This is a genomic window from Cupriavidus sp. YR651 (genome assembly GCF_900101625.1).
GTDB lineage: Bacteria > Pseudomonadota > Gammaproteobacteria > Burkholderiales > Burkholderiaceae > Cupriavidus.
Map to the genome: position 1 here is coordinate 1 of NZ_FMYZ01000006.1, position 21,263 is coordinate 21,263.

At 67.6% G+C, this 21,263-nt stretch carries 22 protein-coding genes and 1 pseudogene; 8 read left to right on the forward strand and 15 right to left on the reverse strand.

Features of this window, described 5'->3' with window-relative positions; translation table 11 throughout:
• Position 1 precedes the first annotated feature (1 nt).
• Both BLR29_RS17370 and rfaE2 read left to right on the forward strand, forming a co-directional pair.
• Complete coding sequence (locus tag BLR29_RS17370; protein WP_092138282.1) at positions 2–862, forward strand: ferritin family protein; 861 nt, start codon at positions 2–4, stop codon at positions 860–862.
• Between the two features lie 155 nt (positions 863–1,017).
• The gene (gene rfaE2 / locus BLR29_RS17375) at positions 1,018–1,512 is read left to right on the forward strand and encodes a D-glycero-beta-D-manno-heptose 1-phosphate adenylyltransferase (protein ID WP_092138283.1); all 495 of its coding nucleotides are present in this window, start codon (positions 1,018–1,020) and stop codon (positions 1,510–1,512) included.
• A gap of 68 nt (positions 1,513–1,580) precedes the next feature.
• Here the strand turns inward: rfaE2 and BLR29_RS17380 are convergent, their stop codons facing one another.
• From BLR29_RS17380 to BLR29_RS17390, 3 genes are read right to left on the reverse strand one after another with little or no spacing between them, the layout of a single operon-like run.
• The gene (locus BLR29_RS17380) at positions 1,581–2,444 is read right to left on the reverse strand and encodes an SPOR domain-containing protein (RefSeq protein WP_092138284.1); all 864 of its coding nucleotides are present in this window, start codon (positions 2,442–2,444) and stop codon (positions 1,581–1,583) included.
• Positions 2,445–2,492: 48 nt separating this feature from the next.
• Positions 2,493–3,320, reverse strand: a complete 828-nt coding sequence (locus BLR29_RS17385) for a type III pantothenate kinase (RefSeq protein WP_092138285.1) — start codon at positions 3,318–3,320, stop codon at positions 2,493–2,495.
• Positions 3,317–4,195, reverse strand: coding sequence for a biotin--[acetyl-CoA-carboxylase] ligase (locus BLR29_RS17390; protein ID WP_092138286.1), 879 nt, complete (start codon positions 4,193–4,195; stop codon positions 3,317–3,319). Before BLR29_RS17390 ends, BLR29_RS17385 begins: the two co-directional genes overlap by 4 nt.
• Positions 4,196–4,458: 263 nt before the next feature.
• Here BLR29_RS17390 and BLR29_RS17395 point away from each other — a divergent pair, with 263 nt between their 5' ends.
• The 5 genes and pseudogenes from BLR29_RS17395 to BLR29_RS17415 all read left to right on the forward strand — a co-directional run bounded on the left by BLR29_RS17395 (position 4,459) and on the right by BLR29_RS17415 (position 9,537).
• Positions 4,459–5,589, forward strand: a complete 1,131-nt coding sequence (locus BLR29_RS17395) for an MlaE family ABC transporter permease (RefSeq protein ID WP_092138287.1) — start codon at positions 4,459–4,461, stop codon at positions 5,587–5,589.
• Complete coding sequence (locus BLR29_RS17400) at positions 5,586–6,425, forward strand: ABC transporter ATP-binding protein (RefSeq protein WP_176860983.1); 840 nt, start codon at positions 5,586–5,588, stop codon at positions 6,423–6,425. The genes BLR29_RS17395 and BLR29_RS17400 overlap by 4 nt, the downstream gene beginning before the upstream one ends.
• The gene (locus tag BLR29_RS17405; RefSeq protein WP_176860984.1) at positions 6,425–7,366 is read left to right on the forward strand and encodes an MlaD family protein; all 942 of its coding nucleotides are present in this window, start codon (positions 6,425–6,427) and stop codon (positions 7,364–7,366) included. The genes BLR29_RS17400 and BLR29_RS17405 overlap by 1 nt, the downstream gene beginning before the upstream one ends.
• A gap of 32 nt (positions 7,367–7,398) precedes the next feature.
• Positions 7,399–8,019: pseudogene (locus tag BLR29_RS17410) on the forward strand (ABC-type transport auxiliary lipoprotein family protein); the annotation flags it as partial.
• Positions 8,020–8,229: 210 nt separating this feature from the next.
• Positions 8,230–9,537 (forward strand): VanZ family protein, encoded by a 1,308-nt coding sequence (locus BLR29_RS17415; protein WP_092138290.1) that lies wholly within the window; start codon positions 8,230–8,232, stop codon positions 9,535–9,537.
• On the opposite strand, the gene pcp is transcribed toward BLR29_RS17415, so the two are convergent.
• From pcp to BLR29_RS17460, 9 genes are all read right to left on the reverse strand, one after another.
• Entirely contained in the window at positions 9,534–10,184 is a 651-nt protein-coding gene (gene pcp / locus BLR29_RS17420; RefSeq protein WP_092138291.1) for a pyroglutamyl-peptidase I, read from the reverse strand. The genes BLR29_RS17415 and pcp overlap by 4 nt on opposite strands.
• 15 nt (positions 10,185–10,199) lie before the next feature.
• Positions 10,200–11,150 carry a DUF979 domain-containing protein gene (locus tag BLR29_RS17425; RefSeq protein WP_092138292.1) on the reverse strand — a complete coding sequence of 317 codons (951 nt, stop codon included), beginning with the start codon at positions 11,148–11,150 and terminating at the stop codon, positions 10,200–10,202.
• Positions 11,151–11,153: 3 nt separating this feature from the next.
• Positions 11,154–11,897, reverse strand: coding sequence for a DUF969 domain-containing protein (locus tag BLR29_RS17430; protein ID WP_092138293.1), 744 nt, complete (start codon positions 11,895–11,897; stop codon positions 11,154–11,156).
• Between the two features lie 55 nt (positions 11,898–11,952).
• Positions 11,953–12,693, reverse strand: a complete 741-nt coding sequence (pxpA, locus tag BLR29_RS17435) for a 5-oxoprolinase subunit PxpA (RefSeq protein ID WP_092138294.1) — start codon at positions 12,691–12,693, stop codon at positions 11,953–11,955.
• A 123-nt stretch (positions 12,694–12,816) separates the two neighbouring features.
• Positions 12,817–13,836, reverse strand: coding sequence for a 5-oxoprolinase subunit C family protein (locus tag BLR29_RS17440; RefSeq protein ID WP_092138295.1), 1,020 nt, complete (start codon positions 13,834–13,836; stop codon positions 12,817–12,819).
• Complete coding sequence (pxpB, locus tag BLR29_RS17445; RefSeq protein ID WP_092138296.1) at positions 13,833–14,483, reverse strand: 5-oxoprolinase subunit PxpB; 651 nt, start codon at positions 14,481–14,483, stop codon at positions 13,833–13,835. The genes BLR29_RS17440 and pxpB overlap by 4 nt, the downstream gene beginning before the upstream one ends.
• Before the next feature lie 358 nt (positions 14,484–14,841).
• Positions 14,842–15,834, reverse strand: a complete 993-nt coding sequence (lipA, locus tag BLR29_RS17450; protein WP_092138297.1) for a lipoyl synthase — start codon at positions 15,832–15,834, stop codon at positions 14,842–14,844.
• Positions 15,835–15,898: 64 nt separating this feature from the next.
• Positions 15,899–16,627: a lipoyl(octanoyl) transferase LipB gene (lipB, locus tag BLR29_RS17455; RefSeq protein WP_092138298.1), complete on the reverse strand. Its 729-nt coding sequence runs from the start codon at positions 16,625–16,627 to the stop codon at positions 15,899–15,901.
• Positions 16,628–16,777: 150 nt separating this feature from the next.
• Positions 16,778–17,146: a DUF2917 domain-containing protein gene (locus tag BLR29_RS17460; protein ID WP_092138299.1), complete on the reverse strand. Its 369-nt coding sequence runs from the start codon at positions 17,144–17,146 to the stop codon at positions 16,778–16,780.
• 193 nt (positions 17,147–17,339) lie between these two features.
• Here BLR29_RS17460 and BLR29_RS17465 point away from each other — a divergent pair, with 193 nt between their 5' ends.
• Positions 17,340–18,299 carry a transcriptional regulator GcvA gene (locus BLR29_RS17465; protein ID WP_092138300.1) on the forward strand — a complete coding sequence of 320 codons (960 nt, stop codon included), beginning with the start codon at positions 17,340–17,342 and terminating at the stop codon, positions 18,297–18,299.
• Here the strand turns inward: BLR29_RS17465 and xerC are convergent.
• From xerC to rodA, 3 genes are all read right to left on the reverse strand, one after another.
• Complete coding sequence (xerC, locus tag BLR29_RS17470) at positions 18,296–19,348, reverse strand: tyrosine recombinase XerC (RefSeq protein ID WP_092138301.1); 1,053 nt, start codon at positions 19,346–19,348, stop codon at positions 18,296–18,298. The genes BLR29_RS17465 and xerC overlap by 4 nt on opposite strands.
• Before the next feature lie 12 nt (positions 19,349–19,360).
• On the reverse strand, positions 19,361–20,032 hold the full coding sequence (locus tag BLR29_RS17475) for a DUF484 family protein (RefSeq protein ID WP_092138302.1): 672 nt from the start codon (positions 20,030–20,032) through the stop codon (positions 19,361–19,363).
• An 82-nt stretch (positions 20,033–20,114) separates the two neighbouring features.
• Entirely contained in the window at positions 20,115–21,257 is a 1,143-nt protein-coding gene (rodA, locus tag BLR29_RS17480) for a rod shape-determining protein RodA (RefSeq protein WP_092138303.1), read from the reverse strand.
• Between the last annotated feature and the right edge of the window lie 6 nt (positions 21,258–21,263).

The window sequence follows — 21,263 nt, forward strand, 5'->3', positions numbered from 1 at the left end:
CATGCTCTACCCCGAACTGTTCAAATCGTTGGAATCGGTCCGCTGGCACATGGACAAGGACATCCCATGGGATTCCTTCGACGCCAGTCTGCTGACCGATGACCAGGCGAAAACCATCCGCATGAATGCCATCACCGAATGGTCCGCCCTGCCGGCCACGGAGATGTTCCTGCGCGACAACCGCCACGATTCCGACTTTTCGGCGTTCATGAGCATCTGGTTCTTCGAGGAACAGAAGCACTCGCTGGTGCTGATGGAGTACCTGCGCCGCTTCCGCCCCGACCTGGTGCCGACCGAGGAGGAGCTGCACGCCGTGCGCTTCGAGTTCGACCCGGCCCCGCCGCTGGAAACGCTGATGCTGCATTTCTGCGGCGAGATCCGCCTGAACCACTGGTATCGCCGCGCCGCCGAATGGCACTCGGAACCGGTGATCAAGCACATCTACCGCACGCTGTCCCAGGACGAAGCCCGCCACGGCGGCGCGTACCTGCGCTACATGAAGAAGTACCTGGCCCAGTTTGGCGACTCGGCACGCGCGGCGTTTGCCAAAATCGGCGTGCTGATGGCATCGGCCCGCCGCACGGAAAAGCCGCTGCACCCGACCAACCTGCACGTGAACAAGGCGTTGTTCCCCCGCGACACGGTGCAGTCGCGCCTGCCGGACCCGGACTGGCTCGAGCACTGGCTCGACGAGCAGATCCGCTTTGACGAAGGCTGGGAAAAGAAGGTGATCGAACGGATCCTGCACAACATGTCGCTGCTGTTCGAGCGCACGTTTGATACGGTCCAGGACCTGAACCGCTACCGCAAGGAACTGAACGCCAGCCTGCAGGCCGGCGGCGCCCAGCCGGCACAGGCCTGACGCCCTTCCCTCTGGTTGTGCCCGAAGACCCCATCGCCACGATGGGGTTTTTCATTTCAGACACCGCCGCGCGCCGACCTCACACCTATCCACGCCGACCGGCGCCGATCCGGTAAGCTTGCGGCTTGCCGCACCCCACTCGCACTCCGCCACTCATGACCGCTCCCGCCTTCGAATCCAAGCTGGTTCCCGCCGACGATGTCGCCGCGCTGCACGCTGCCGTGGCGGCCCTGCCGCGCCCGCTGGTGTTCACCAACGGCGTGTTCGACATCCTGCATCGCGGCCACGCCACCTACCTGGCGCAGGCGCGCGACATGGGCGCCAGCCTGGTCGTGGGCGTCAACAGCGATGCGTCGGTGAGGATGCTGGGCAAGGGAGACGACCGGCCGCTCAATCACGAGAACGACCGCATGGCGCTGCTGGCGGCGCTGGCGTCGGTGGATCTGGTTGCGATGTTCCGGGAGCAAACCCCGGTGGAACTGATCCGGCTGGTCCGGCCGGACATCTATGTGAAGGGCGGCGACTACGACATCGACACGCTCGAGGAAACCCGGCTCGTCCGCAGCTGGGGCGGCCAGGCGTTTGCGATCAACTTCCTGCACGACCGCTCGACCACCAAGCTGCTGACCAAGGTCCGCCAGCAGCGCTAGACATGGCGGCGGCGCGGGCTCGTTAGCCCACCGCGCCGATGGCGCCCCTGGTCCCTGGTTGGCGGCGATCAGCCCGCAGCCCGCGCGGCCGCGTTGCCGTCGCCACGTGCCTGCGTCCCCGCGGGATTGCGCGGCGGCACCGCTGCCGGCTTGCAGGCCTGCAGCACGTCCGCGCCATAACGCTGGCGCACTTCATCCATGCGCGCCCGCACGGTATCGTCGGCTTGCTTCACGCGCAGCCACAGGCGCGATACCGGGCGCGGCGCATCGGTAATCAGCGCGGTCCGTACGCCCTGCGTGCGCAACGATTCCAGGAATTTGTCGGCCCGCTCGCGCTCCCGGAACAAGCCCAGCGAAACCGTATAGGACTCGGGCTCCTCGCTGCTGACTACCGACACATCCGTCACCTTGCGACGGCGCAGCTCGGCCAGCTTGCGATCGGCGTTTTCCCGCGTCGGCTGGGCAGGCAGGTGGACCCACCAGCGGACCTGCTCGGTGCGCTCGAACTGCTCCACCGGCATCTGGCTCCCCGCAGCGATCGCGGCGAGGTCTTCCTTCGCGCGCTGCACGGTCTGCATCGAGAACCCGCCCATTTCCACGCATCGGTCATCCTCGGGCGTCCGGGCAGTTGCCAGCGTCACGTGGCCCGGCAGCGCGCCGCGCGGCGCGCCGGCCGTTCCGCCCGGGGTGTCCGGAAGGTTCGGCATGCCCGGCGCTCGCGGTACATCCGGCGCCGCGGCCTCGCTGCCGGACGGCGGCTGCAACTGCATGCGTTCGCGGCGGACCTGCTGGTCCACGCGCTGCGGCTCGCGCGGGCTTTCCAGCCATCCGGCCAACGGCTCCAGGCCGAATGCGCCCAGCACGGCGGCCAGCAGCATCGCATTGAGGAGCAGCAGGATCAGCAGCAGGACGATCAGGCGTCTCTGGGGCATGGAAGCAATCGGTTGGGGGATGCGGAGTCTGGAATGCGACGGACGCGCTCACGCGTGCGTTGCCATCGCGTGCAGTCCAAGCAGCACGAGATTATCGTGCATCTCGACCGGCATCGCGAGTGCTCCGGCCAACGCATGACGCGCGCCGCCCGAAAGCAGGCAACGGACGGGCCCGCGTTCCCCGAGCGCACGCCAGGAACGCTCGACGGCACCGGCCTGCGCGGCCAGGCAGCCGGCGGCGATGGCATCGTGTGTGTTGTCTGCGCCCAACGCTCGCACCGCACGCGCCGCCCCGGCACCGGTGTCGAGCACGTCCAGTTCCGGCAATTGCGCCGTGTTGCGCGCCAGCGTGCCCAGCATCAGGGCCAGGCCGGGCAGGATCAGGCCGCCTTCGAAGCGGGCGCCGTCCGGGCCCGCCGTGACGATGTCCAGCGTGGTCGCGGTGCCGGCCGTGACGATCAGCAACGTCTCGCCGGGCAGCCAGCGATGCGCGCCGATGCTGCCGACCCAGCGATCCACGCCCAGTTGCGCGGGCTCGCGATAGCCGTTCTTCAGGTCGCCGTAGGCCGCCGTCGTGCGTACCCATTGCAGCGGGGGCGGCGTGCCGAAGGCGCTGGCCAGCGTGGCCTCGACCTCCGCGGCAATCGTCGCGCCCGCCACATTGGCGATCCAAACGGTGGGAATCCCGCCGCTGGCCAGGCCATGCCACGTACCGACCAGCGCCGCCAGTTCCGCAGGCGCCGCGTGGGTGGCGGCTCCCGCGTGCTGCCAGGGCGTGGGCAGCACGCCGGTTGCCGGCGGCGCGCCGGCGTCCGCCAGGCACCACGCCCACTTGAGGCGTGTGTTGCCAATATCGATCAGCAGACGGGCGCTCATGCCGCGGCTCCACGCAGCGAAACTTCGCCGCTGGCGATGCGTTGCAACCCTTCCGCCGTTTCCAGCAGCAGATGACCGTCGCCATCCACGCCGCGCGCCAGCCCCTCGGCCAGCAGCGCGCCGTCGTGCAGCAATCGCACGGGTTCGTCGCGGAACGCGTCGCGCGCGGACCATCGCGGGGCCATCGGCGCGAAGCCCGTTTCGAGGAATGCCAGCCGCATCGCGGCCAACCGGTCCAGCACCGCGCCCAGGATGCGCGTGGGATCGCGCGACGGGAGGAAGCCCGGTAGCGCCTCCGCCACGCCCGCCAGCTCGCGACCCAGCGCGGCCTCCATGCGCGCATCGCGCACGAGGTTCAGGCCGATGCCGATCACGGCCCAGACGCGCCGTGGCCCGGCCGGGACCGATTCGATCAGGATGCCGGCCAGCTTGCGGCCATCGATCTGCAGGTCATTCGGCCACTTCAGGCCCACGCGGGCCCCGAGCGCCGCGTCGCAGTCCTCCAGCGCCTCCGCCAGCGCCAGTCCGACGGCCAGCGAGAGCCCGCTCAATTGCGCTGGCGCCAGTGCCAGCGGCATGGCCACCGAGAACGTCAGCCCCGCCTGCCCTTGCCAGGGCCGGCCCTGACGTCCGCGACCCGCTGTCTGGCGATAGGCCACGCGCACGCGCGCCTGTTCCGACCAGTCGGCCGTGCGGCAGGCCTGCGTCAGGTCGGCGTTGGTGGAACCGGTCTCCTCGATCACCTCCACCATCCAGTCGCGCGCCGGTCCGGTGGACAGCGCAGTGCGCAGGCCATTGGCATCGATGCACCAGGACGGCAACGCGGCGGCGTCATCGGCCATGGCGGAAACGGGGTGGTCAGGAACAGCGGGCATGCGGGGGCACGAAAAGTGGATCAGCGTGTGAAAAATCGGGCCGGCCGGGAAACCTCGCGCACCGGCAGGCCGTCACAGGTGAGGCGTGCCGCGCACGATCCGGCACGGACCGTGGTTAGCCGAGATTGTATCCGCGCCGCCCGCGATTGCCCGCCAGCCCTTGCGGGACAAGCGTCCGTGGCGATGTGAGCTGACATCCGGTCGCCACGTCACGGCCGGTAGCATAGAATCGAGACTCCCCCATCACATCGCCCCATCTTCATTTGGACCGCCAGCCGACGCCCGCCATCGAGATTTCGCGCCAGGACGGAGCCTTCAGCGTACAACTGCAGGGGGACTGGACGGCGCTCGCGCTTGCCGGCTGCCACGAGGCCCGCGGGCTGCGCGCGCAGCTGCATGCGCTGACCGAGGCCCCGCAGCACGCGGAATGGTCACTGTCCGACGTCACCCGCCTGGACCATATCGGCGCGCAACTGATCTGGCAGGCCTGGAACGGCAAGATGCCGGAGCGCGTCGCCATCAATGACGGCCAGCGACGCGTGTTCGACCGCATCGCCAACCTGCGCACCGAGGGCTGGAAGAAGAAGATCGTGGACCGCTTCAACCCGGTCACGATCCTCGGCGCGAGCCTGTTGTCGATGCTCACCCAGCTGGCAATCGGCGTCACGATGCTCGGCCAGTTGAGCTTCGACCTGCTGCGCTTCCTGCGCGCCCCGCACCGCGGGCCGTGGCGCGAGATCTCCGCGCATGTCTACAACGTCGGCTACAAGGCACTGGGGATCACCGCGCTGGTCGGCTTCCTGATCGGCATCGTGCTGTCCTACCTGTCCGCCAACCAGTTGCGGAGCTACGGCGCCAGCACGTTCATCGTCAATATCCTCGGCATGGCCGTGATCCGCGAGCTGGGCCCCGTGCTGGCCGCGATCCTGGTGGCCGGCCGCTCCGGGTCCGCCATCACCGCGCAGATCGGCGTGATGCGCGTGACCGAGGAGCTCGACGCGATGCGCGTGATGGGCATCTCGCACGGCTTCCGCCTGATCATGCCGCGCGTGATCGCGCTGGCGGTGTCGATGCCGCTGCTGGTGGCATGGACCGACCTGATGGCAATTCTTGGCGGCATGACGGCCGCGCGGCTGCAACTCGGCATCAGCTTCTCGTTTTTCCTGCGCCAGTTGCCCGATGCGGTGCCGGTGGCCAACCTGTGGCTTGGCCTGGGCAAGGGCGTGGCGTTCGGCATGCTGATCGCGCTGACCGCGTGCCACTTCGGCCTGCGCATCAAGCCCAACACGCAGAGCCTCGGCGAAGGCACGACGGCATCGGTCGTGACATCGATCACCGTGGTGATCCTGGCCGATGCGATCTTCGCGATCCTGTTCAAGGAAGTGGGAATATGAACGCGCCCATGCCTGCGACGCCGGCCTGCGGCGAGACCATCATCGAGGTCCGCAACCTGGTCAAGCGCTATGGTGACAACCTCGTCCATGACGGCCTGGACCTGGACGTCTGCCGCGGCGAAGTCCTGTCGATCGTCGGCGGGTCGGGCACCGGCAAGACCGTGCTGCTGCGCCAGATCGTGGGGCTGGAGCGTCCGACGTCCGGGTCGATCAAGGTCTTCGGCGAAAGCCCCTCGACGCTGCGCCCGGCCCAGTTGCAGGCGCTGCGCAATCGCTGGGGGCTGCAGTTCCAGCGCGGCGCGCTGTTCTCGGCGCTTTCCGTGATCGACAACATCGCGCTGCCGATGCGGGAGCTTCGCGCACTGCCCGACAACCTGATCTGCCAGGCATCGCTGCTCAAGCTGCAGCTGGTGGGCCTCTCCGCGAAGGACGCGGACAAGAAGCCTTCCGACCTGTCCGGTGGCATGATCAAGCGGGTGGCGCTGGCGCGCGCGCTGGCACTGGAACCGGAGCTGGTCTTCCTCGACGAACCCACGGCCGGCCTGGACCCGATGGCGTCCGACGACTACGTCGCGCTGATCCGCGAGTTGCGCCGCGAGCTCGGCCTGACCGTGGTGATGATCACGCACGACCTCGACACGCTGGTGGCGCTGTCCGACCGCGTGGCCGTGCTGGCCGACCACAAGGTGCTGGCCGCCGCCCCGATCCCCGAACTGGTGAAGATCGACCATCCGTTCATTCGAGAATATTTCCTGGGCGATCGTGCCCAACGCGCGATGCAGGCATTGCCCGCCCCCACTGGCGACGCGGCGCGCCTGCCCTCCGGAGAATCCTGATGGAAAACAAGTCAAACGCCTTCCTGGCCGGCGTGTTCACCATCGGCCTGGCCATCCTGGTGCTGTTTGCGCTGTTCTGGTTCAGCAGCGACCACGCCGTGCGCGTGCCGTACGACCTCATCACGCGGTCCACGGTGAACGGGCTGGGGCCGCAGGCCGATGTGAAGTATCGCGGGCTCGATGTGGGCAAGGTGCTGTCGATCAAGTTCGACCCGCAGGTGCCGGGCCAGATCATCGTGCGCATCAGCGTGAACCAGGACACCCCGATCACGCGCACCACCTACGCCACGCTGGGCTTCCAGGGCGTGACCGGCATTGCCTATGTGCAGCTGGACGACACCGCGCGCGAGGAAGGCGCTGCCCAGAGCTCGCCACGGCTGCCCACCACGGCGCGCACACCGGCGCGCATCGTCATGCGCCCGGGCTTCTTCGAGGAACTGGAAAAGCGCGGGGATTCGCTGCTGACGCAGACCGAGACGCTGATGGCATCGCTCAACGAGATGTTCCAGACCGTCAACCGCGACGAGCTGATGGGCGCGATCCGCGCCGTACACAAGACGGCCGAGGACTACTCGCGACTGTCGGCATCGCTGCAGCCGGCCGCCGCCAGGCTGCCGCAGGCCGTGGAAAACCTCAATGCGACGCTGGCCTCCACGCGCCGCCTGACGGATGAAGTGGCGAACCCCAATGGCACCGTGATGCGTACCGTGGACCGCGTCGGCGAGAACCTGCAGGGCGCGGCGGATTCGGTGCAATCCACCGCCGGCATCGTCAATCAGGAAACCCTGCCGCAACTGAACGGCCTGGCGCGCGATGCCCGCCAGACGGCGCGCAGCATCGACCGGGCCGCCGGCCAGTTCAACGACCGCCCGAGCAGCGTGCTGTTTGGTGGCCCCTCGCCTGCGCCGGGTCCGGGCGAGCCGGGATTCCACGCGCCGTGACACGGCGCCCCTCCATTGACCGAGACATCGTTATGACGCCTGCTCCCGCCCTCGCAAGGCCCGCTGCGCGCTTCGCCACCTGCCTGACGCTGACGGTGGCGCTGGTCGGGCTGGCCGGCTGCAGCGCGCTGTCGCCCCCGCCGCCGACACTGACGTACGACCTGGGTCCGCTGGCCGCCACGCCGTCGCAGGCGCCGGCGCCCTTGCCGAAGCTGCGCGTCGCGCAGACCGAAGGCCCGATCTGGATGGATGGCCACGGGATCTACTACCGTTTGCAATACACGCAAGCCCAGCGGCTGCAGGCCTACGCCACGCAGCGATGGGTGGATACGCCGACCCGGCTGTTCGATGACCGGCTGCGCGAGGCCGTCGCGTCACGCGGCGCGCTGACCTGGTCTGGCGACACCTCGGTGCCGGCGCTCAGGGTGGACGTGCTGGCCTTCGAGCAGGTGTTCGACAGCCCCACAGCCAGCCGTGGCGTGGTCCGCGCGCGCGCGACCGTGTATCACAAGGGATTGATCGGCCAGAAGACGTTTGTCGCCGAGCAGCCAGCCACCAGCGCCGACGGCGCGGGCGGCGTGCGCGCGCTGTCGGCCGGCAGCGACGCCGTGATCGCGGCGATCCTCGACTGGACCGCCACGTTGCCACTCGACGCCGCGGCCGCCAGCGGGCCGGCGCAATCGCCGGATGCGGCGCCGCCGGGCCGGAACGTGGCGCCGCCAGCGACGCGCCCACCCGCGCCGAAGCCCGCATCCACATCCGCGTCGTCGCCGACCTCGCCGACCTCGCCGACGTCTGCACGTGAGCAAGCGCGTGAGTAAGCGCGTGACCAAGGATTCCTTGTTGTAAGAGACACTGCCGTCATGGCCCTGGCCGCACCTCCACCTCCCCAACCGCCCAGCCCACCGCTGCACCCGCGCCAGGCTGAGCTGGATGGCTGGCTCCCCCGCCACTCGCCGCTGGCGCGTGTGGGGTTGATCTGCTTCACGCTGCTGGTGGTCTACGCAAGCCTCTATCCGTTCACCGGCTGGGTCGACAACGGCATTTCGCCGTTTGCCTACCTGACCGCGCCAAAGCCGCGCTATATCACCGAGTTCGACCTGCTGACCAACGTGCTCGGCTACTGTCCGTTCGGTGCGCTGGTCGTGCTGTCGCTGCACCCGCGCGTCTCCGGTGCGCGCGCCACACTGATCGCGCTGGTGGCCGGGGCCTTGCTGTCGGCGGTGATGGAAGCGCTGCAAACCTGGCTGCCCAGCCGCATTCCCTCCAACATCGACCTGATCACCAATGCGCTCGGCGCGCTGCTGGGCGCCGCGATGGTGGCGCCGTTCACGAGCGCGCTGATTGATCGCGGCACGCTCACGCGGCTGCGCATGGCGTGGTTCGAACCCCACGCCAGCTTCGCGATCATCCTGGTAATGCTGTGGCCCTTCGCCCAGGTCTTTCCGCAGGAGCACTTGTTCGGCATGGGCGGCATCGTGCGCGAATGGCTGACGGACCCCGACTCATGGCCGATGGAGCTGCTGCAAACCTATGTGCCGTCGCTACTCGATTGGCAGGAAGACATCGGCCTGCGTCCGGACGACATGCAGGCGCAGCAGTTGCTGGAAACATTGGTGACCGCATGCAGCTGGATTGGCACGGGATTGTTCGCGTCGATTGCCATGCGGCGCACCGCCCCGATGTTGCGCATCCTGGCGGGCCTGTTGACGGGCGCGCTGATCATCAAGGCGGCCGTGGCGGAGCTGCAGTTCCCGGATGACAACGCCTTCAACTGGCTATCCGAGGGTGGGCGTTTTGCGCTGCTGACAAGTTCGCTGGTGCTGGTGTTGCTGCTGCGCCTGCCGCGCTGGCTGCGGGCGATGCTGGCGACGCTGGCGCTGGCGGCCCTGGTCGCGCTGACCAACGTGCTGCCGCCCAATCCCTATGCGTGGATCTCCGAGCAAGGCTGGCGCATGGGCCGCTTTATCCATTTCAACAGCCTGGCGCAATGGCTGGGCTGGCTATGGCCGTTCATGGCCTTCTGCTATATCGCGTGGCGCTTCGAGCAAGCCGGCCTGCGGCGGCGGCTGCAGCGGCGTGCGCGCCGGCGCGCCACGGCGCGCGCGGTGGCGGCGGCCATGGACCAGCCGCCGAAATCCAAACCACCGAAGTCGCGCCGTACGTCTTAGTGAAGCTGGCCGCCCTGGACTCGGATATCGGTATCCGTTTCCAGCGCAGTGCCCACAGCTACCCGCAATCCCGTCACCAGCGTTTCCAGCGCCAGGCTCGGCGCGCCCGGATGGCGGGCGGCCTGCTCCGGCAGATAGGGGATGTGAATGAAGCCACCGCGCGTGGCGGCGAGGCCCTGGCGCGCAATCGCGTGCATCAGCCCGTAGAAGACGTGATTGCAGACGAAGGTGCCCGCCGTCTGCGACACCATTGCCGGCACGCCCGCCGCGCGCAGGTCGCGCACGATCGCCTTGATCGGCAACGTGGCGAAATAGGCCGCGGGGCCATCGCCGGCGATCGTCGTGTCGATGGGCTGTGCGCCGGCGTTGTCGGCAATGCGCGCATCGTCGACATTGATCGCGACCCGCTCGATGGACATTTCGGTCCGGCCGCCGGCCTGCCCGACGGCGATGACCAGCGCGGGCTTCAGCGTCTCCAGCAAGGCCGCCATCGCATCGATGGCCGCCCCGAACACGCAGGGCAGCTGGCGAGCGACGATCACGGCGTCGCCCACCTGCTGGCCATCCAGCGCGCGTACCGCCTCCCACGATGGATTGACCGGTTCATTCTCGAACGGCTCGAAGCCGGTTAGCAGCACGGTGCGCATGGCAGGCCTCTTGGATTACATCAGGAAGTACAGCAGGAAGATGTTGGCGACCAGGATGCACAGGGCGGTGGGCACCTGCGCGCGGATCACCGCGTTCTTGTCTTCCAGCTCCAGCAGCGCGGCGGGCACGATGTTGAAGTTGGCCGCCATCGGCGTCATCAGCGTGCCGCAGTAGCCCGAGAACATGCCAATGGCCGCCATCACCGCCGGATTGCCGTGGAACATGCCCACCAGGATGGGCACGCCGACGCCACCGGTCATCACCGGGAACGCGGCAAAGCCGTTGCCCATGATCACCGTGAACAGCGCCATGCCGATGCAGTACACCGCCACGGCCACCAGCTTGTAGTCCATGTTGATGTAGGCGGTGGTCAGGTGCGCCACGGCCTTGCCCACGCCGGCATCGGCAAACACCAGGCCCAGCATGGCCAGCATCTGCGGCAGCACCAGCGCCCAGCCGAGCGACTCGATCAGCCGGCGGGATTCGCGCATGCCCTGCACCGCGGTGTCACGCGTGAGCCAGCACACCACGGCCAGCGAGATCAGGCAGCCGATACCCAGCGACACGAAGGTCACGTTCTTGGGGTCCAGCAGCGCCAGGCCGCCGATCTTGACGTCCTTGAACAGCACGGTGCCCAGCACGGTGACGGCCGGAATCAGCAACGCGGGGATGAACAGCTTGTTGCCCAGGCGCTTTGCGCTGGCGCGGCGCTCCGCCTCGGGCAGAGTGCCATGCTTGCCGTGCCCCACGCCGCCAAACCCGGCGATCAGGGCCATGACCACGGCGGCAACGCCGACGATGGCCGGCGGGATCTTGTCGCCGATCAGGAAGATGATGGCGTACAGCAGCCAGAACAGTCCCGTGGACAGCCGACGCGGGTGCGTCTTGTCCGTGAACGTCATCAGCGCGGTAATCGCCAGCACCAGGCCGGCCAGCCAGTAGAGATAGTTGATGGATACGATCATGGCTTACTCCCCGACCTTGGCACCGGCACCGGCGGCCGCCGGCGTACTCGTCGCGGTCTTGCCGCCCAGCTCGCGTGCGAGCCAGCCGTCCAGGCGCCTCAGCCGCACGGCGTGGATCAGGAACGCGCAGATCGCGGTGGGAATGCCCCACACGGCGATATGCAGCGGCTCCACGTCGATGTTCGACGACAGCAGGAACGTATGCATCAGCGCGATGGCGCCGAACGCCACGAAGATGTCTTCGCCGAAGAACAGGCCGACGTTGTCGGTGGCGGCGCAGAACGCCAGGATGCGCTGGCGCACCGGCTCCGGCAGGTGGCCGAAGCGGTTCTCGGCCGCGCCTTCGGCCATCGGGGCCAGCAGCGGACGCACCATCTGCGGATGACCGCCCAGGCTCGTCAGGCCCACCGCGGCGGTGAGTTCACGCACGGCCAGGTAGACGATCAGCAGGCGCCCCACGGTGGCCGATGCGATGCGGGAAATCCACGCCTGCGCATGCTCGCGCAGCCCGTGGCGCTCCAGCAGGCCGATCACGGCCAGCGGCAACAGGATGATCAGCGGCAGGTTGCGCGCCTTGACGAAGGCGGTACCGATCGCGGTGAAGATCTGCGTCAGCGGCATGGACGCGGCCAGCCCCGTGGCGATGGCGGCGAGCGCCACCACCAGCATGGGATTGAACCGCAGGACAAAGCCAATGATGATGACGCCGACCCCGAGCAGGGGCCAAAGATTGACAGCCGATTCCATAGGAAACACCAATAAGTGTGATGGAGCAAAACCAGCGCAGCCGGGGGTCGTCCCGTCAGTCGCCGGCCCGGATGGCGATGCCCTCCGCGCCGAGCCGTTCCCGGATGCGGCGCGCAAAGGCAAGCGCGTGGGCGCCGTCGCCATGCAGGCACACGGTTTCGGCGCGAATCGGTACCCAGGTGCCGTCGATGGCGCGCACGCGTTGCTCGCGCACCATGGTCAGCGTCTGGTTCAGGGCCACTTCCTCGTCGTCGTGCAGCGCGCCGGGCGTGCCGCGCTTCACCAGCGTGCCGTCGGGGTTGTAGCCACGGTCGGCGAACACTTCTTCCTTCACGCGCAGGCCCGCCTCGCGCGCAATGGTGATCATCTGGCTGCTGGCCAGGCCGAAGAAAACGAGATCGGAATCGTAGTCACGCACGGCGCGCACGATGGCTTCGCAAAGCTTGTCGTCGCGCACGGCCATGTTGTAGAGCGCGCCATGCGGCTTCACGTGAGCCAGCTCGCCGCCCTGCGCACGCACCATCGCGTCCAGCGCGCCAATCTGGTACAGCACGTCGGCGTAGACGGCCTCGGGATCGCGTTGCATCTCGGTGCGGCCGAAGTTTTCGCGGTCCGGAAAGCTCGGGTGCGCGCCGATCGCCACCTTGTTGGCCAGCGCCCATTTCACGGTCTGCAGCATCGTGGCGGCATCGCCGGCGTGCCAGCCGCACGCCACGTTGGCGGAGCTGATCAGCGCGAGCAGCGCCTCGTCGTTGCCGCAGCCTTCACCCAGGTCAGCGTTCAGGTCGATTTGCATTTGCGTTCTCCTTGTGCGGGCCGCGTCTGGCGCGAGCCGGGCGTGTGGGGGTGGTGGGATTCCTGGTAGCGCGGGGAATTCGTGGATGGTGCGGATGGCGTGGCGTGCATTCCGGCGACAGATTCAGGCGACAAAGCGCGTGGTGGTGCGCCGGCGCGCGGCGATCTTCATGCCGTCGCCCTGCCATTGCAGCGCCTGGTCGATCTGGCGCAGATAACGATCCAGCTCCGCCTGCGCGGCGGCCGCTTCCTCCAGCGTCACCTGCGCAAACCGGACCGAGGCACCCAGCGGCACCTGTGCCAGCCGCCACAGGTCCGCGCCGATCACGACGCCGATCTTCGGGTAGCCGCCCGTGGTCTGGGCGTCGCTCATCAGCGCGATCGGCTGGCCGGCCGGCGGCACCTGCATCACGCCCGGCACCACGCCATGCGACAGCAGGTCGCCGGAGCGGTCCGCACGGCGCGCCAGCGCCGGACCTTGCAGGCGCAGGCCCATGCGATTGCTCTGCGGTGTGATCGTCCAGTCGGCCTGCCACAGCGCGGCCTGCGCGTCGGATTCGAAATCGGGGTACTCGGGGCCCGGCAGCATGCGGATCACCCAGGCGTTGTCGATGCGGTTCGCCGGCAGCGACCAGCCCGGCCCGGCCACGCCCAGCCAGTCGCGCTCCTCGTCGAGACCGGGACGGCCAGCGGGCAGGCGATCGCCCTCGCGCAGCACGCGGCCTTCAAATCCGCCGTAGCCGGATTTCAGGTCCGTGCTGCGCGAATTCATGACCATCGGCACGTCGATGCCACCCGCCACGCAGAGATAGGTGCGGGTGCCGCCGCGCGGCGACGGCAGCGTCAGCGTCTCGCCGCGGTGCACGTCGAAGGCATGCCACGACCAGACCGGCACGCCGTCGAGGTTGGCGCCGCAGTCCGCGCCGGTCAGCGCCACGCGCATGTCGGCATCGAAACGGACGGACGCGCGGCCCAGCGTGAATTCGATGGCGGCGGCGCCGCGCTCGTTGCCCAGCAGGCGGTTGCCTACCTGGAGTGCCAGGCTGTCAGCCGCACCGGATCGCCCCACGCCAAAGCGGCGGAAGCCCACGCGTCCCAGATCCTGGACCGACGCCTGCGCGCCGGGACGAATGATTTCAATCACGCCAGGTACTCCTCGACGACGAAGCGCACGGTATCGCCCGGCGCAAACAGTGACGGCGGATCACGATCCGCCACGAAGAGCTGGGCGTCGGTATGGCCGATCAGTTGCCAGCCGCCCGGCAGCACGGCCGGATAGATGCCGGTCTGCTCGCCGCCGATGCCGACGGCGCCCGCCGGCACGGCCAGGCGCGGTTCCCGCCGGCGCGGCGTAGCCAGTTCCGGGGCCATGCCGCCCATATAGGCGAAGCCGGGCTGAAAGCCCAGGAAGTAGACGACGTACTCGCCCGACGCATGGCGGCGCACCACTTCCTGCGGCGTCATGCCCGTGTGCGCGGCCACGTCGGCCAGGTCCGGGCCGAACTCGCCGCCATAGCGCACGGGGATTTCCACGAGCTTGCCGGTGGCATTGCGCGTCTCGCCGGACGCCCACGCGAGCTTGAGATTACGCTCCAGCGCGGCCACGTCGGCGGTCTCGTCGAAGACGACGGTGAGGTTGTTCATCCCTGGCACGACGTCGACCACGCCGCGCCAGTCGGCGGCGCGCTCGGCCATGGCCCAGATGCGACGCTGGACGTCGAGCGAGGCTGGCGGCGCCACGCTATAGAGCAGCGCCTGCTCGGCCAGACGATGGACGGTGCATTGGGGCATATCGGCAACCGGTGTGATGGGGGCGGACCCAGGTCAAGGCAGTGTAGGCGCCGCCAGACCGAAGGTGCGGGTCGTCGATGGCTCCGAAGTGACTGATTCGAATTTCATCGACGATTTATCGATAAATTCATCATAACGAAACATGCGCACGCCCAGCACTCGGGGTTGACCCTAGGTGTTTACGCACCGTTAGCGACAAGATCGCGCCACGAATGGGAATAAGTGATTTTTGAGGCGCCCGTTGAAAGGGGCACTGAAGGGTCGCGGCCAGACATTCAGCGAAATGCCTGCCGGAAAAACAAAACCGGCCGGGGGAGACCCGGCCGGTTGGGGTACCGCGCTGGCGGTGCAGAAGCGATCAGGCGAAACCGGCCTGATGCGCCTGCTGGTCGGCGTGGTACGAGCTGCGGACCATCGCGCCCACGGCGGCGTGCGTGAAGCCCATCTTGTACGCCTCTTCCTCGAACATCTTGAAGGTGTCCGGATGTACGTAACGCAGCACCGGCAGATGGTGGTTCGACGGCGCCAGGTACTGGCCGATCGTCAGCATGTCGATGTCATGGGCGCGCATGTCGCGCATGACGTCGAGGATTTCCTCGTCGGTCTCGCCCAGGCCGACCATCAGGCCCGACTTGGTCGGCACGTTCGGGTTGCGGCGCTTGAATTCCTGCAGCAGCTTGAGCGAGTGCGCGTAGTCCGCGCCCGGGCGGGCCTGCTTGTACAGGCGCGGCACCGTTTCCATGTTGTGGTTCATCACATCGGGCGGAGCGACCTGAAGAACGTCCAGCGCCTTTTCCAGGCGGCCGCGGAAGTCCGGCACCAGCACCTCGATGCGGGTGTCCGGCGACAGCGCGCGGGTCTGCGAGATGCAGTCCACATAATGCTGGGCCCCGCCGTCGCGCAGGTCGTCGCGGTCCACGCTGGTGATCACCACATAGTTCAGCTTGAGCTGGGCGATCGTGCGCGCCAGGTTCCCGGGCTCGTTGACATCCAGCGGGTCCGGACGGCCGTGGCCGACGTCGCAGAACGGGCAGCGGCGCGTGCACTTGTCGCCCATGATCATGAACGTGGCCGTGCCCTTGCCAAAGCATTCGCCGATATTCGGACAGCTGGCTTCCTCGCACACCGTCACGAGGTTGTTGGCGCGCAGGATGTCCTTGATCTCGTAGAAGCGCGAGTTGCCGGTGGCGGCCTTGACGCGAATCCACTCCGGCTTCTTGAGCTTTTCGGCGGGAACGATCTTGATGGGGATGCGTGCGGTCTTGTCGGCCGACTTCTGCTTGCGGGTCGGGTCGTAGTCGGCAGGGGATTGCGGGGCTTCGCTGGACGTGGCGATCAGTGCGTCGCTCATACTATTCTCCGCACGCGCGGCCGCGTGCATGTTTGGCTGTGATTCGGGCCGGGCGTGCCATGGTTCAGGCGGCCTCGGCAGCGGCAGTCCCGGGGGCCACGGTACGCGCTTCGCGTGCCGTCAGCACCTCGCACAAAGCCGCCGCCAGGCGCCGTGCGATCTCGGGTTGTTGTGCCGCAGTCACGGGCTGTGGCGTCGCGCCGCCGGCATCGGTCGCCGCCGTGAAGGTGGCGCCTGCGGTGGCCATGTCGACGGTTTCCAGTCCGGCATAGCCGCAGGGATTGATGCGCAGGAACGGCGAGAGGTCCATCTGCACGTTGAGGCTGACGCCGTGATAGCTGCAGCCGTTGCGGATCTTGAGGCCGAGCGCTGCGATCTTGGCACCCTGGTGCGGCCCATCGGACAAATAAATGCCGGGGGCGCCGGGCTTGCGTTCGGCTGCGAGATTATACGCCGCGAGCGTGTCCAGTACCGCCTGCTCGATATCGGTGACCATCTCGCGCACCATCAGGTGACGGCGGCGCAGATCCAGCAGCAGATAGGCCACCACCTGGCCCGGGCCGTGATAAGTGATCTGTCCGCCACGGTCGATCTGCACGACGGGAATCGTATCGTCGGGGCACAGCAGGTGCGCGGGATCGCCGGCCTGGCCGAGCGTGTACACCGGCGGGTGCTCGACCAGCCAGATCTGGTCGGGCGTCTGGGGCGTGCGGGCAGCGGTGAAGTCCCGCATCGCGTCGAAACAGGGCTGGTAAGGCTCTTCGCCCCGCTCGATGACTTGGATCGGATGCATGCACGAGAGTGTAACGAAAAGGGCCGGCATGCGCCGGCCCCCTTCTCGTCTGGAGCCCCCGGTCATGGCGGGGCCTCCCGGCGATTCTTCACCTGTGGCGTCTTGCCGGCATCCGGCGGCCAGACCAGCCGCAGATGCGGACAACCCGGCTCAGGATGCCGTGACCTGGTCTTTCCCCGGGGTCCATTCCGTGCCTCGAACCAAACGCCTCACGGCGCGATACACGAGGTGCGGCACATCGGCCAAGGTCAGCGCCGGGCGGCGGGCTTCGGCAATCAGGGCCAGCCGTACCGCGCCGGCGGCGCGCGGGTCTACGCTAAGAACGATCTCATCGCCACGCCGGAGCAACAGGCTGCTGCCACAACGCAGCCAGTAATCCTCCGAATCGTTCTCGCGGGTGACCCATACATCCATGCCGTGGGCGTCTTCCACAAACAGACGCTGTGCCGCATGAAGAGACAGGGCGGTCACTTCGCCGGGATTCAGGGTGAAGACTGTCGTTGTGAGCAATGCTTTCATGATGGCTTCTCCGTATGCCGGTTGCCGCTGTATCGTCGGCGTCGCCGGAACTGGCTTGGTTATTGGACCAAGACAGTTTGGGGGCGCTTGTCAGGGGGTCCGGTGCATTGAATTCTAGTGATTACCCTTGCTCTCTCAAAACGATATATATTCTTGAGTCTTGTTAGTGAATCTCACATAGAGCGAGGTCATCATGGTCTGGAGCGGGAGCTGGAACCCCGACGATCCCCGTAGCTGGAAACGGGAATTCCCGCGCCTGCCGGCGCTCTCCGCGCTGCGCGCGTTCGAAGCCGCGGCGCGCTATGAGAGCTTTTCGCGGGCGGCGGCCGAGTTGTTCGTCACGCACGGCGCCGTGAGCCACCAGATCCGCGCGCTGGAAGAAGAACTGGGCCAGCCGTTGTTCGAACGCCGCGGCAAGCGCGTCATCCTGACCACCAACGGCCGGGTGTATGCGGAGCGGGTGCGCGACGCCCTGCTACAGATTGCCGATGCCACGCGCGTGCTGCAGGCCGGCAACCGCGACAAGCGCCTGACCATCAGCACCATGCCGTCGTTTGCCGCGCGCTGGCTCACGCCGCGCATCGGCAGCTTTATCGAACGGCATCCGGAACTGGATGTGGAGCTGCTGTCATCGAACTCGCTGGTCGACTTTGCCAACGAGGAAGTGGACGTGGCGCTGCGCATGGGCAGTGGCGACTATCCGGGCCTGTACGTGGAGCGTCTGCTGGACGATGTGTTCTTCCCGGTCTGCAGCCCCGACTTCAACGGCGGGCGTCTGCCGGAACTGCCGGCGCACATGGCGGGCATGCCGCTGCTGCGCGGCGAAGGCGATCCGTGGAAACCGTGGTTCGAGGCCGCCGGGCTGGACTGGCCGGAGCCGCGCACGGGGCTGCTGCTGCAGGATTCCTCGCTGCTGCTGCAGGCAGCGGCCGAAGGCCAGGGCGTGGCGCTGATCCGGCCCTCGCTGGCCTACAACGATCTGCTGTCCGGGCGTGTGGTGCGGCTGTTCAACGTCAGCATCCCGTGTCCGTGGCTGCTCCATTTCGTCTGCACGCCGGCCAACCTGGAGACGACCAAGGTGCAGGCGTTCCGCCATTGGCTGCTGCCCGAGATGGAACGCTTCCGGAACATCCTGTCCCAGTGGGCGAACTAGCCTTCGTCGTCGTCGCCAGACTTATCCGGCTTCGCGGCCGGCCTGGCGCGGCCCGCGCGCGGGTGGGCCTTGTCGTAGACCTTCGCCAGATGCTGGAAATCCAGCGCGGTGTAGACCTGCGTGGTCGCGATACTCGCGTGACCGAGCATTTCCTGCACCGCGCGCAGGTCTCCGGACGACTGCAGCACGTGGGTCGCGAACGAATGCCGCAACATGTGCGGATGCACGTCCGTCGGCACGCCGGCCGCCAGCGCCTGCTGCTTGATGCGGGTCTGCACCGTCCGCCCGGAAAGCCGCTTGCCGCGCGCGCCCAGGAACAGCGCGTTGGCATCTCCGGGCTCCCGGCCGGGCACCAGCATGGCGTCGCGGGCCTTGAGCCAGGCACGCAGCGCCTCCATCGCCTTGCTGCCGACGGGCACGGTACGCCGGCGCGATCCCTTGCCGATCACCGTGACCTCGGCGCCGGACAAGTCCAGCCAGCCGGCCGAACGATAGTCGCCATCCTCGGTGTAGCGGACGTCCAGCTGCACCAGTTCCGATAGCCGCAGCCCGCTGGAATAGAACAGCTCGTAGACCGCCTGGTCCCGCAGCGCCTCGGGGCTGTCGCCCTGGCGGTGCGCCACCAGGGCCACCGCATGCTCCACCGACAGCGCCTTCGGCAACGGCTGGCCGCGCTTGGGCGCCCGCACGCCATCGACCGGATTGGACTGGACGCCATGGCCATGGCGTGCTGCCCAGAGGTAGAAGCCACGCCACGCGGACAGCGTGCGCGCGATGGTGCGGGCGGACAAGCCGCTGCCATGCATGCGCGCGGCGAAGGATCGGATGTGATGGGTTTCAAGCGCCAGCAGCGCCACCCCCGGCGCATGGCGCGTGGCATGGGACTGCAGGGCTGAGAGATCGTGACCGTAGCTGGTCAGGGTGTGCTCGGCCAGCTTGCGGCCCGTGGCCAGCCAGTCGAGATAGCGCACCACCAGCGGATCGGGGGCCGCCTTGGGGGCAGGATCCGGGTCCGCCCCGGTATCCACCAATGGCTGGCGGGTGCGCATGATGCGATGACGTCAGTCGCGCAGGCGGTTCAGCGCGGCACCGGCCACTTCGCCGATCTGCGTCAGGTAGGCAGTGCCCATGCCTTCATGGAACCGGCGGGCGTCAGGCGAACCCAGCACCAGCAGGCCGAACGCGGCGCCCGGGCCTTCCTCCGCCGATTTCGCCGGCACGCGCAGCGTGACCATGGCCAGCGACGCGATATCGTCCTGCTCCAGCAGGCTGGCGGCCTCGAAACCACTGTTCGGGCCGCAGTAGGGCGCGCGCAGACCTTCGGCAAACAGGCGCAGGTCATCGCCGGCACCCTGCGCCACTTCCATGTGCGCGAAGGCTTCCCCCACGCGCCACAGGCGCAGCGCCACGGCGGGCACGTCGAATACCTGCTGCAGGCCGTCCTGCACCGCATAGGGCAGCGCGTGAGAATCCACCTCGGCCAGCAGGCGCAGTTGCCAGGCGTGCAGGCGCTGCTGGGTGCGGTCGTTGTCGTGGCCGTGGCGGACCAGGTCGGCCAGCTTCAGCTCCAGGCCCTTGTTCTTCTCGCGCAGGATTTCCATCTGGCGCTCCTGCAGCGACACCGCACGATGGCTGTGCGGGCTGGTCAGCTGCACCGTCGCCAGCAACTCGGCGTGGTCCTCAAAGAACTGCGGGTTGCCTTGCAGATAGGCGGCGACGTCTTGAGCATTCATGAGCTTCTACCGAGAGGAAATTTCGGGTGGCAGTGTAGCAAAGGGCTCCGCGGCTGGCACGGCAAGTTGGCCGTGCGCCACGTCAGGTCTGGATCAGCCGCTTCTGACGAGAGATGCTCATCAGGATGCCGATCCCCATGCCCAGCGTCACCAGCGCCGTGCCCCCATAGCTCAGCAGCGGCAGCGGCACGCCCACCACCGGCAGGATGCCGCTCACCATGCCCATGTTGACGAAGGCGTAGGTGAAGAAGATCAGCGTGATGGCCCCCGCCAGCAGGCGCGAGAACAATGTCGGCGCATTGGCGGCAATATAAAGCCCCCGGAAGATCAGCATGAGGTACAGCACCAGCAGCACCGCATTGCCGATCAGGCCAAATTCCTCGGAAAACACCGCGAAGATGAAGTCGGTGTGCTTCTCCGGGATGAATTCCAGGTGAGTCTGCGTGCCCTTGAGCCACCCCTTGCCGGTGACGCCGCCCGACCCGATCGCGATGATCGACTGGATCGTGTGGAAGCCCTTGCCAAGCGGATCGGTGGTCGGGTCCAGCAGCGTGCAGATGCGGTGCTGCTGGTAATCGTGCAGGATCGGCCAGTTCACGCCGGGCGCGCAGATCTGGTTTTGGTAGGTGACCACCAGGGTGACGGCCACGACGCCGATGCCCAGGATGGGCAGGATAATCTTCCAGGACAGGCCAGCGAAGTAGATCACGTAGATGCCGGCGGCCGCCACCAGCAGTGCCGTGCCCAGGTCGGGCTGTTTGGCGATCAGGCCGACGGGGACGCCCAGCAGGATGAGCGCGACGACGAAGTCGAACCATCGGATCACGCCCTCGCGCTTCTGGAAGTACCACGCCAGCATCAGCGGCATGGAAATCTTCATGATTTCCGACGGCTGGATCACCATGCCCACGTTGAGCCATCGCCGCGCGCCCTTGCGGATCAGGCCGAACATGGCCACCCCGATCAGCAGCGCCACACCCACCGTATAGAGCGGCACGGCAACGCGCATCAGCAGCTGCGTGGGCATGTAAGCGATCACCAGCATCACCACGTACGACAGCAGGATGTTGCGCAGCTGGTCTTCCACGCGGCCGGGCATGTCGATGGCGGCCGAGTACAGTGCAACGATGCCCGTGGCAAACAGCAGGAAGACGATCAGGGCGAGTGGCTTGTCGAAGCCGGTAATGGCGGTCCGGATGACGGACGCGACGCGGCGTTTATCCATGGCGCT

Bases quoted from the DNA above. Each gene is read 5' to 3' on its own strand.
- BLR29_RS17370 (WP_092138282.1), top strand. From the start codon at position 2: ATGCTCTACCCCGAACTGTTCAAATCGTTGGAATCGGTCCGCTGGCAC.
- rfaE2 (WP_092138283.1), top strand. From the start codon at position 1,018: ATGACCGCTCCCGCCTTCGAATCCAAGCTGGTTCCCGCCGACGATGTC.
- BLR29_RS17380 (WP_092138284.1), bottom strand. From the start codon at position 2,444: ATGCCCCAGAGACGCCTGATCGTCCTGCTGCTGATCCTGCTGCTCCTC.
- BLR29_RS17385 (WP_092138285.1), bottom strand. From the start codon at position 3,320: ATGAGCGCCCGTCTGCTGATCGATATTGGCAACACACGCCTCAAGTGG.
- BLR29_RS17390 (WP_092138286.1), bottom strand. From the start codon at position 4,195: ATGCCCGCTGTTCCTGACCACCCCGTTTCCGCCATGGCCGATGACGCC.
- BLR29_RS17400 (WP_176860983.1), top strand. From the start codon at position 5,586: ATGAACGCGCCCATGCCTGCGACGCCGGCCTGCGGCGAGACCATCATC.
- BLR29_RS17405 (WP_176860984.1), top strand. From the start codon at position 6,425: ATGGAAAACAAGTCAAACGCCTTCCTGGCCGGCGTGTTCACCATCGGC.
- BLR29_RS17415 (WP_092138290.1), top strand. From the start codon at position 8,230: ATGGCCCTGGCCGCACCTCCACCTCCCCAACCGCCCAGCCCACCGCTG.
- pcp (WP_092138291.1), bottom strand. From the start codon at position 10,184: ATGCGCACCGTGCTGCTAACCGGCTTCGAGCCGTTCGAGAATGAACCG.
- BLR29_RS17425 (WP_092138292.1), bottom strand. From the start codon at position 11,150: ATGATCGTATCCATCAACTATCTCTACTGGCTGGCCGGCCTGGTGCTG.
- BLR29_RS17430 (WP_092138293.1), bottom strand. From the start codon at position 11,897: ATGGAATCGGCTGTCAATCTTTGGCCCCTGCTCGGGGTCGGCGTCATC.
- pxpA (WP_092138294.1), bottom strand. From the start codon at position 12,693: ATGCAAATCGACCTGAACGCTGACCTGGGTGAAGGCTGCGGCAACGAC.
- pxpB (WP_092138296.1), bottom strand. From the start codon at position 14,483: ATGCCCCAATGCACCGTCCATCGTCTGGCCGAGCAGGCGCTGCTCTAT.
- lipA (WP_092138297.1), bottom strand. From the start codon at position 15,834: ATGAGCGACGCACTGATCGCCACGTCCAGCGAAGCCCCGCAATCCCCT.
- lipB (WP_092138298.1), bottom strand. From the start codon at position 16,627: ATGCATCCGATCCAAGTCATCGAGCGGGGCGAAGAGCCTTACCAGCCC.
- BLR29_RS17460 (WP_092138299.1), bottom strand. From the start codon at position 17,146: ATGAAAGCATTGCTCACAACGACAGTCTTCACCCTGAATCCCGGCGAA.
- BLR29_RS17465 (WP_092138300.1), top strand. From the start codon at position 17,340: ATGGTCTGGAGCGGGAGCTGGAACCCCGACGATCCCCGTAGCTGGAAA.
- xerC (WP_092138301.1), bottom strand. From the start codon at position 19,348: ATGCGCACCCGCCAGCCATTGGTGGATACCGGGGCGGACCCGGATCCT.
- BLR29_RS17475 (WP_092138302.1), bottom strand. From the start codon at position 20,032: ATGAATGCTCAAGACGTCGCCGCCTATCTGCAAGGCAACCCGCAGTTC.
- rodA (WP_092138303.1), bottom strand. From the start codon at position 21,257: ATGGATAAACGCCGCGTCGCGTCCGTCATCCGGACCGCCATTACCGGC.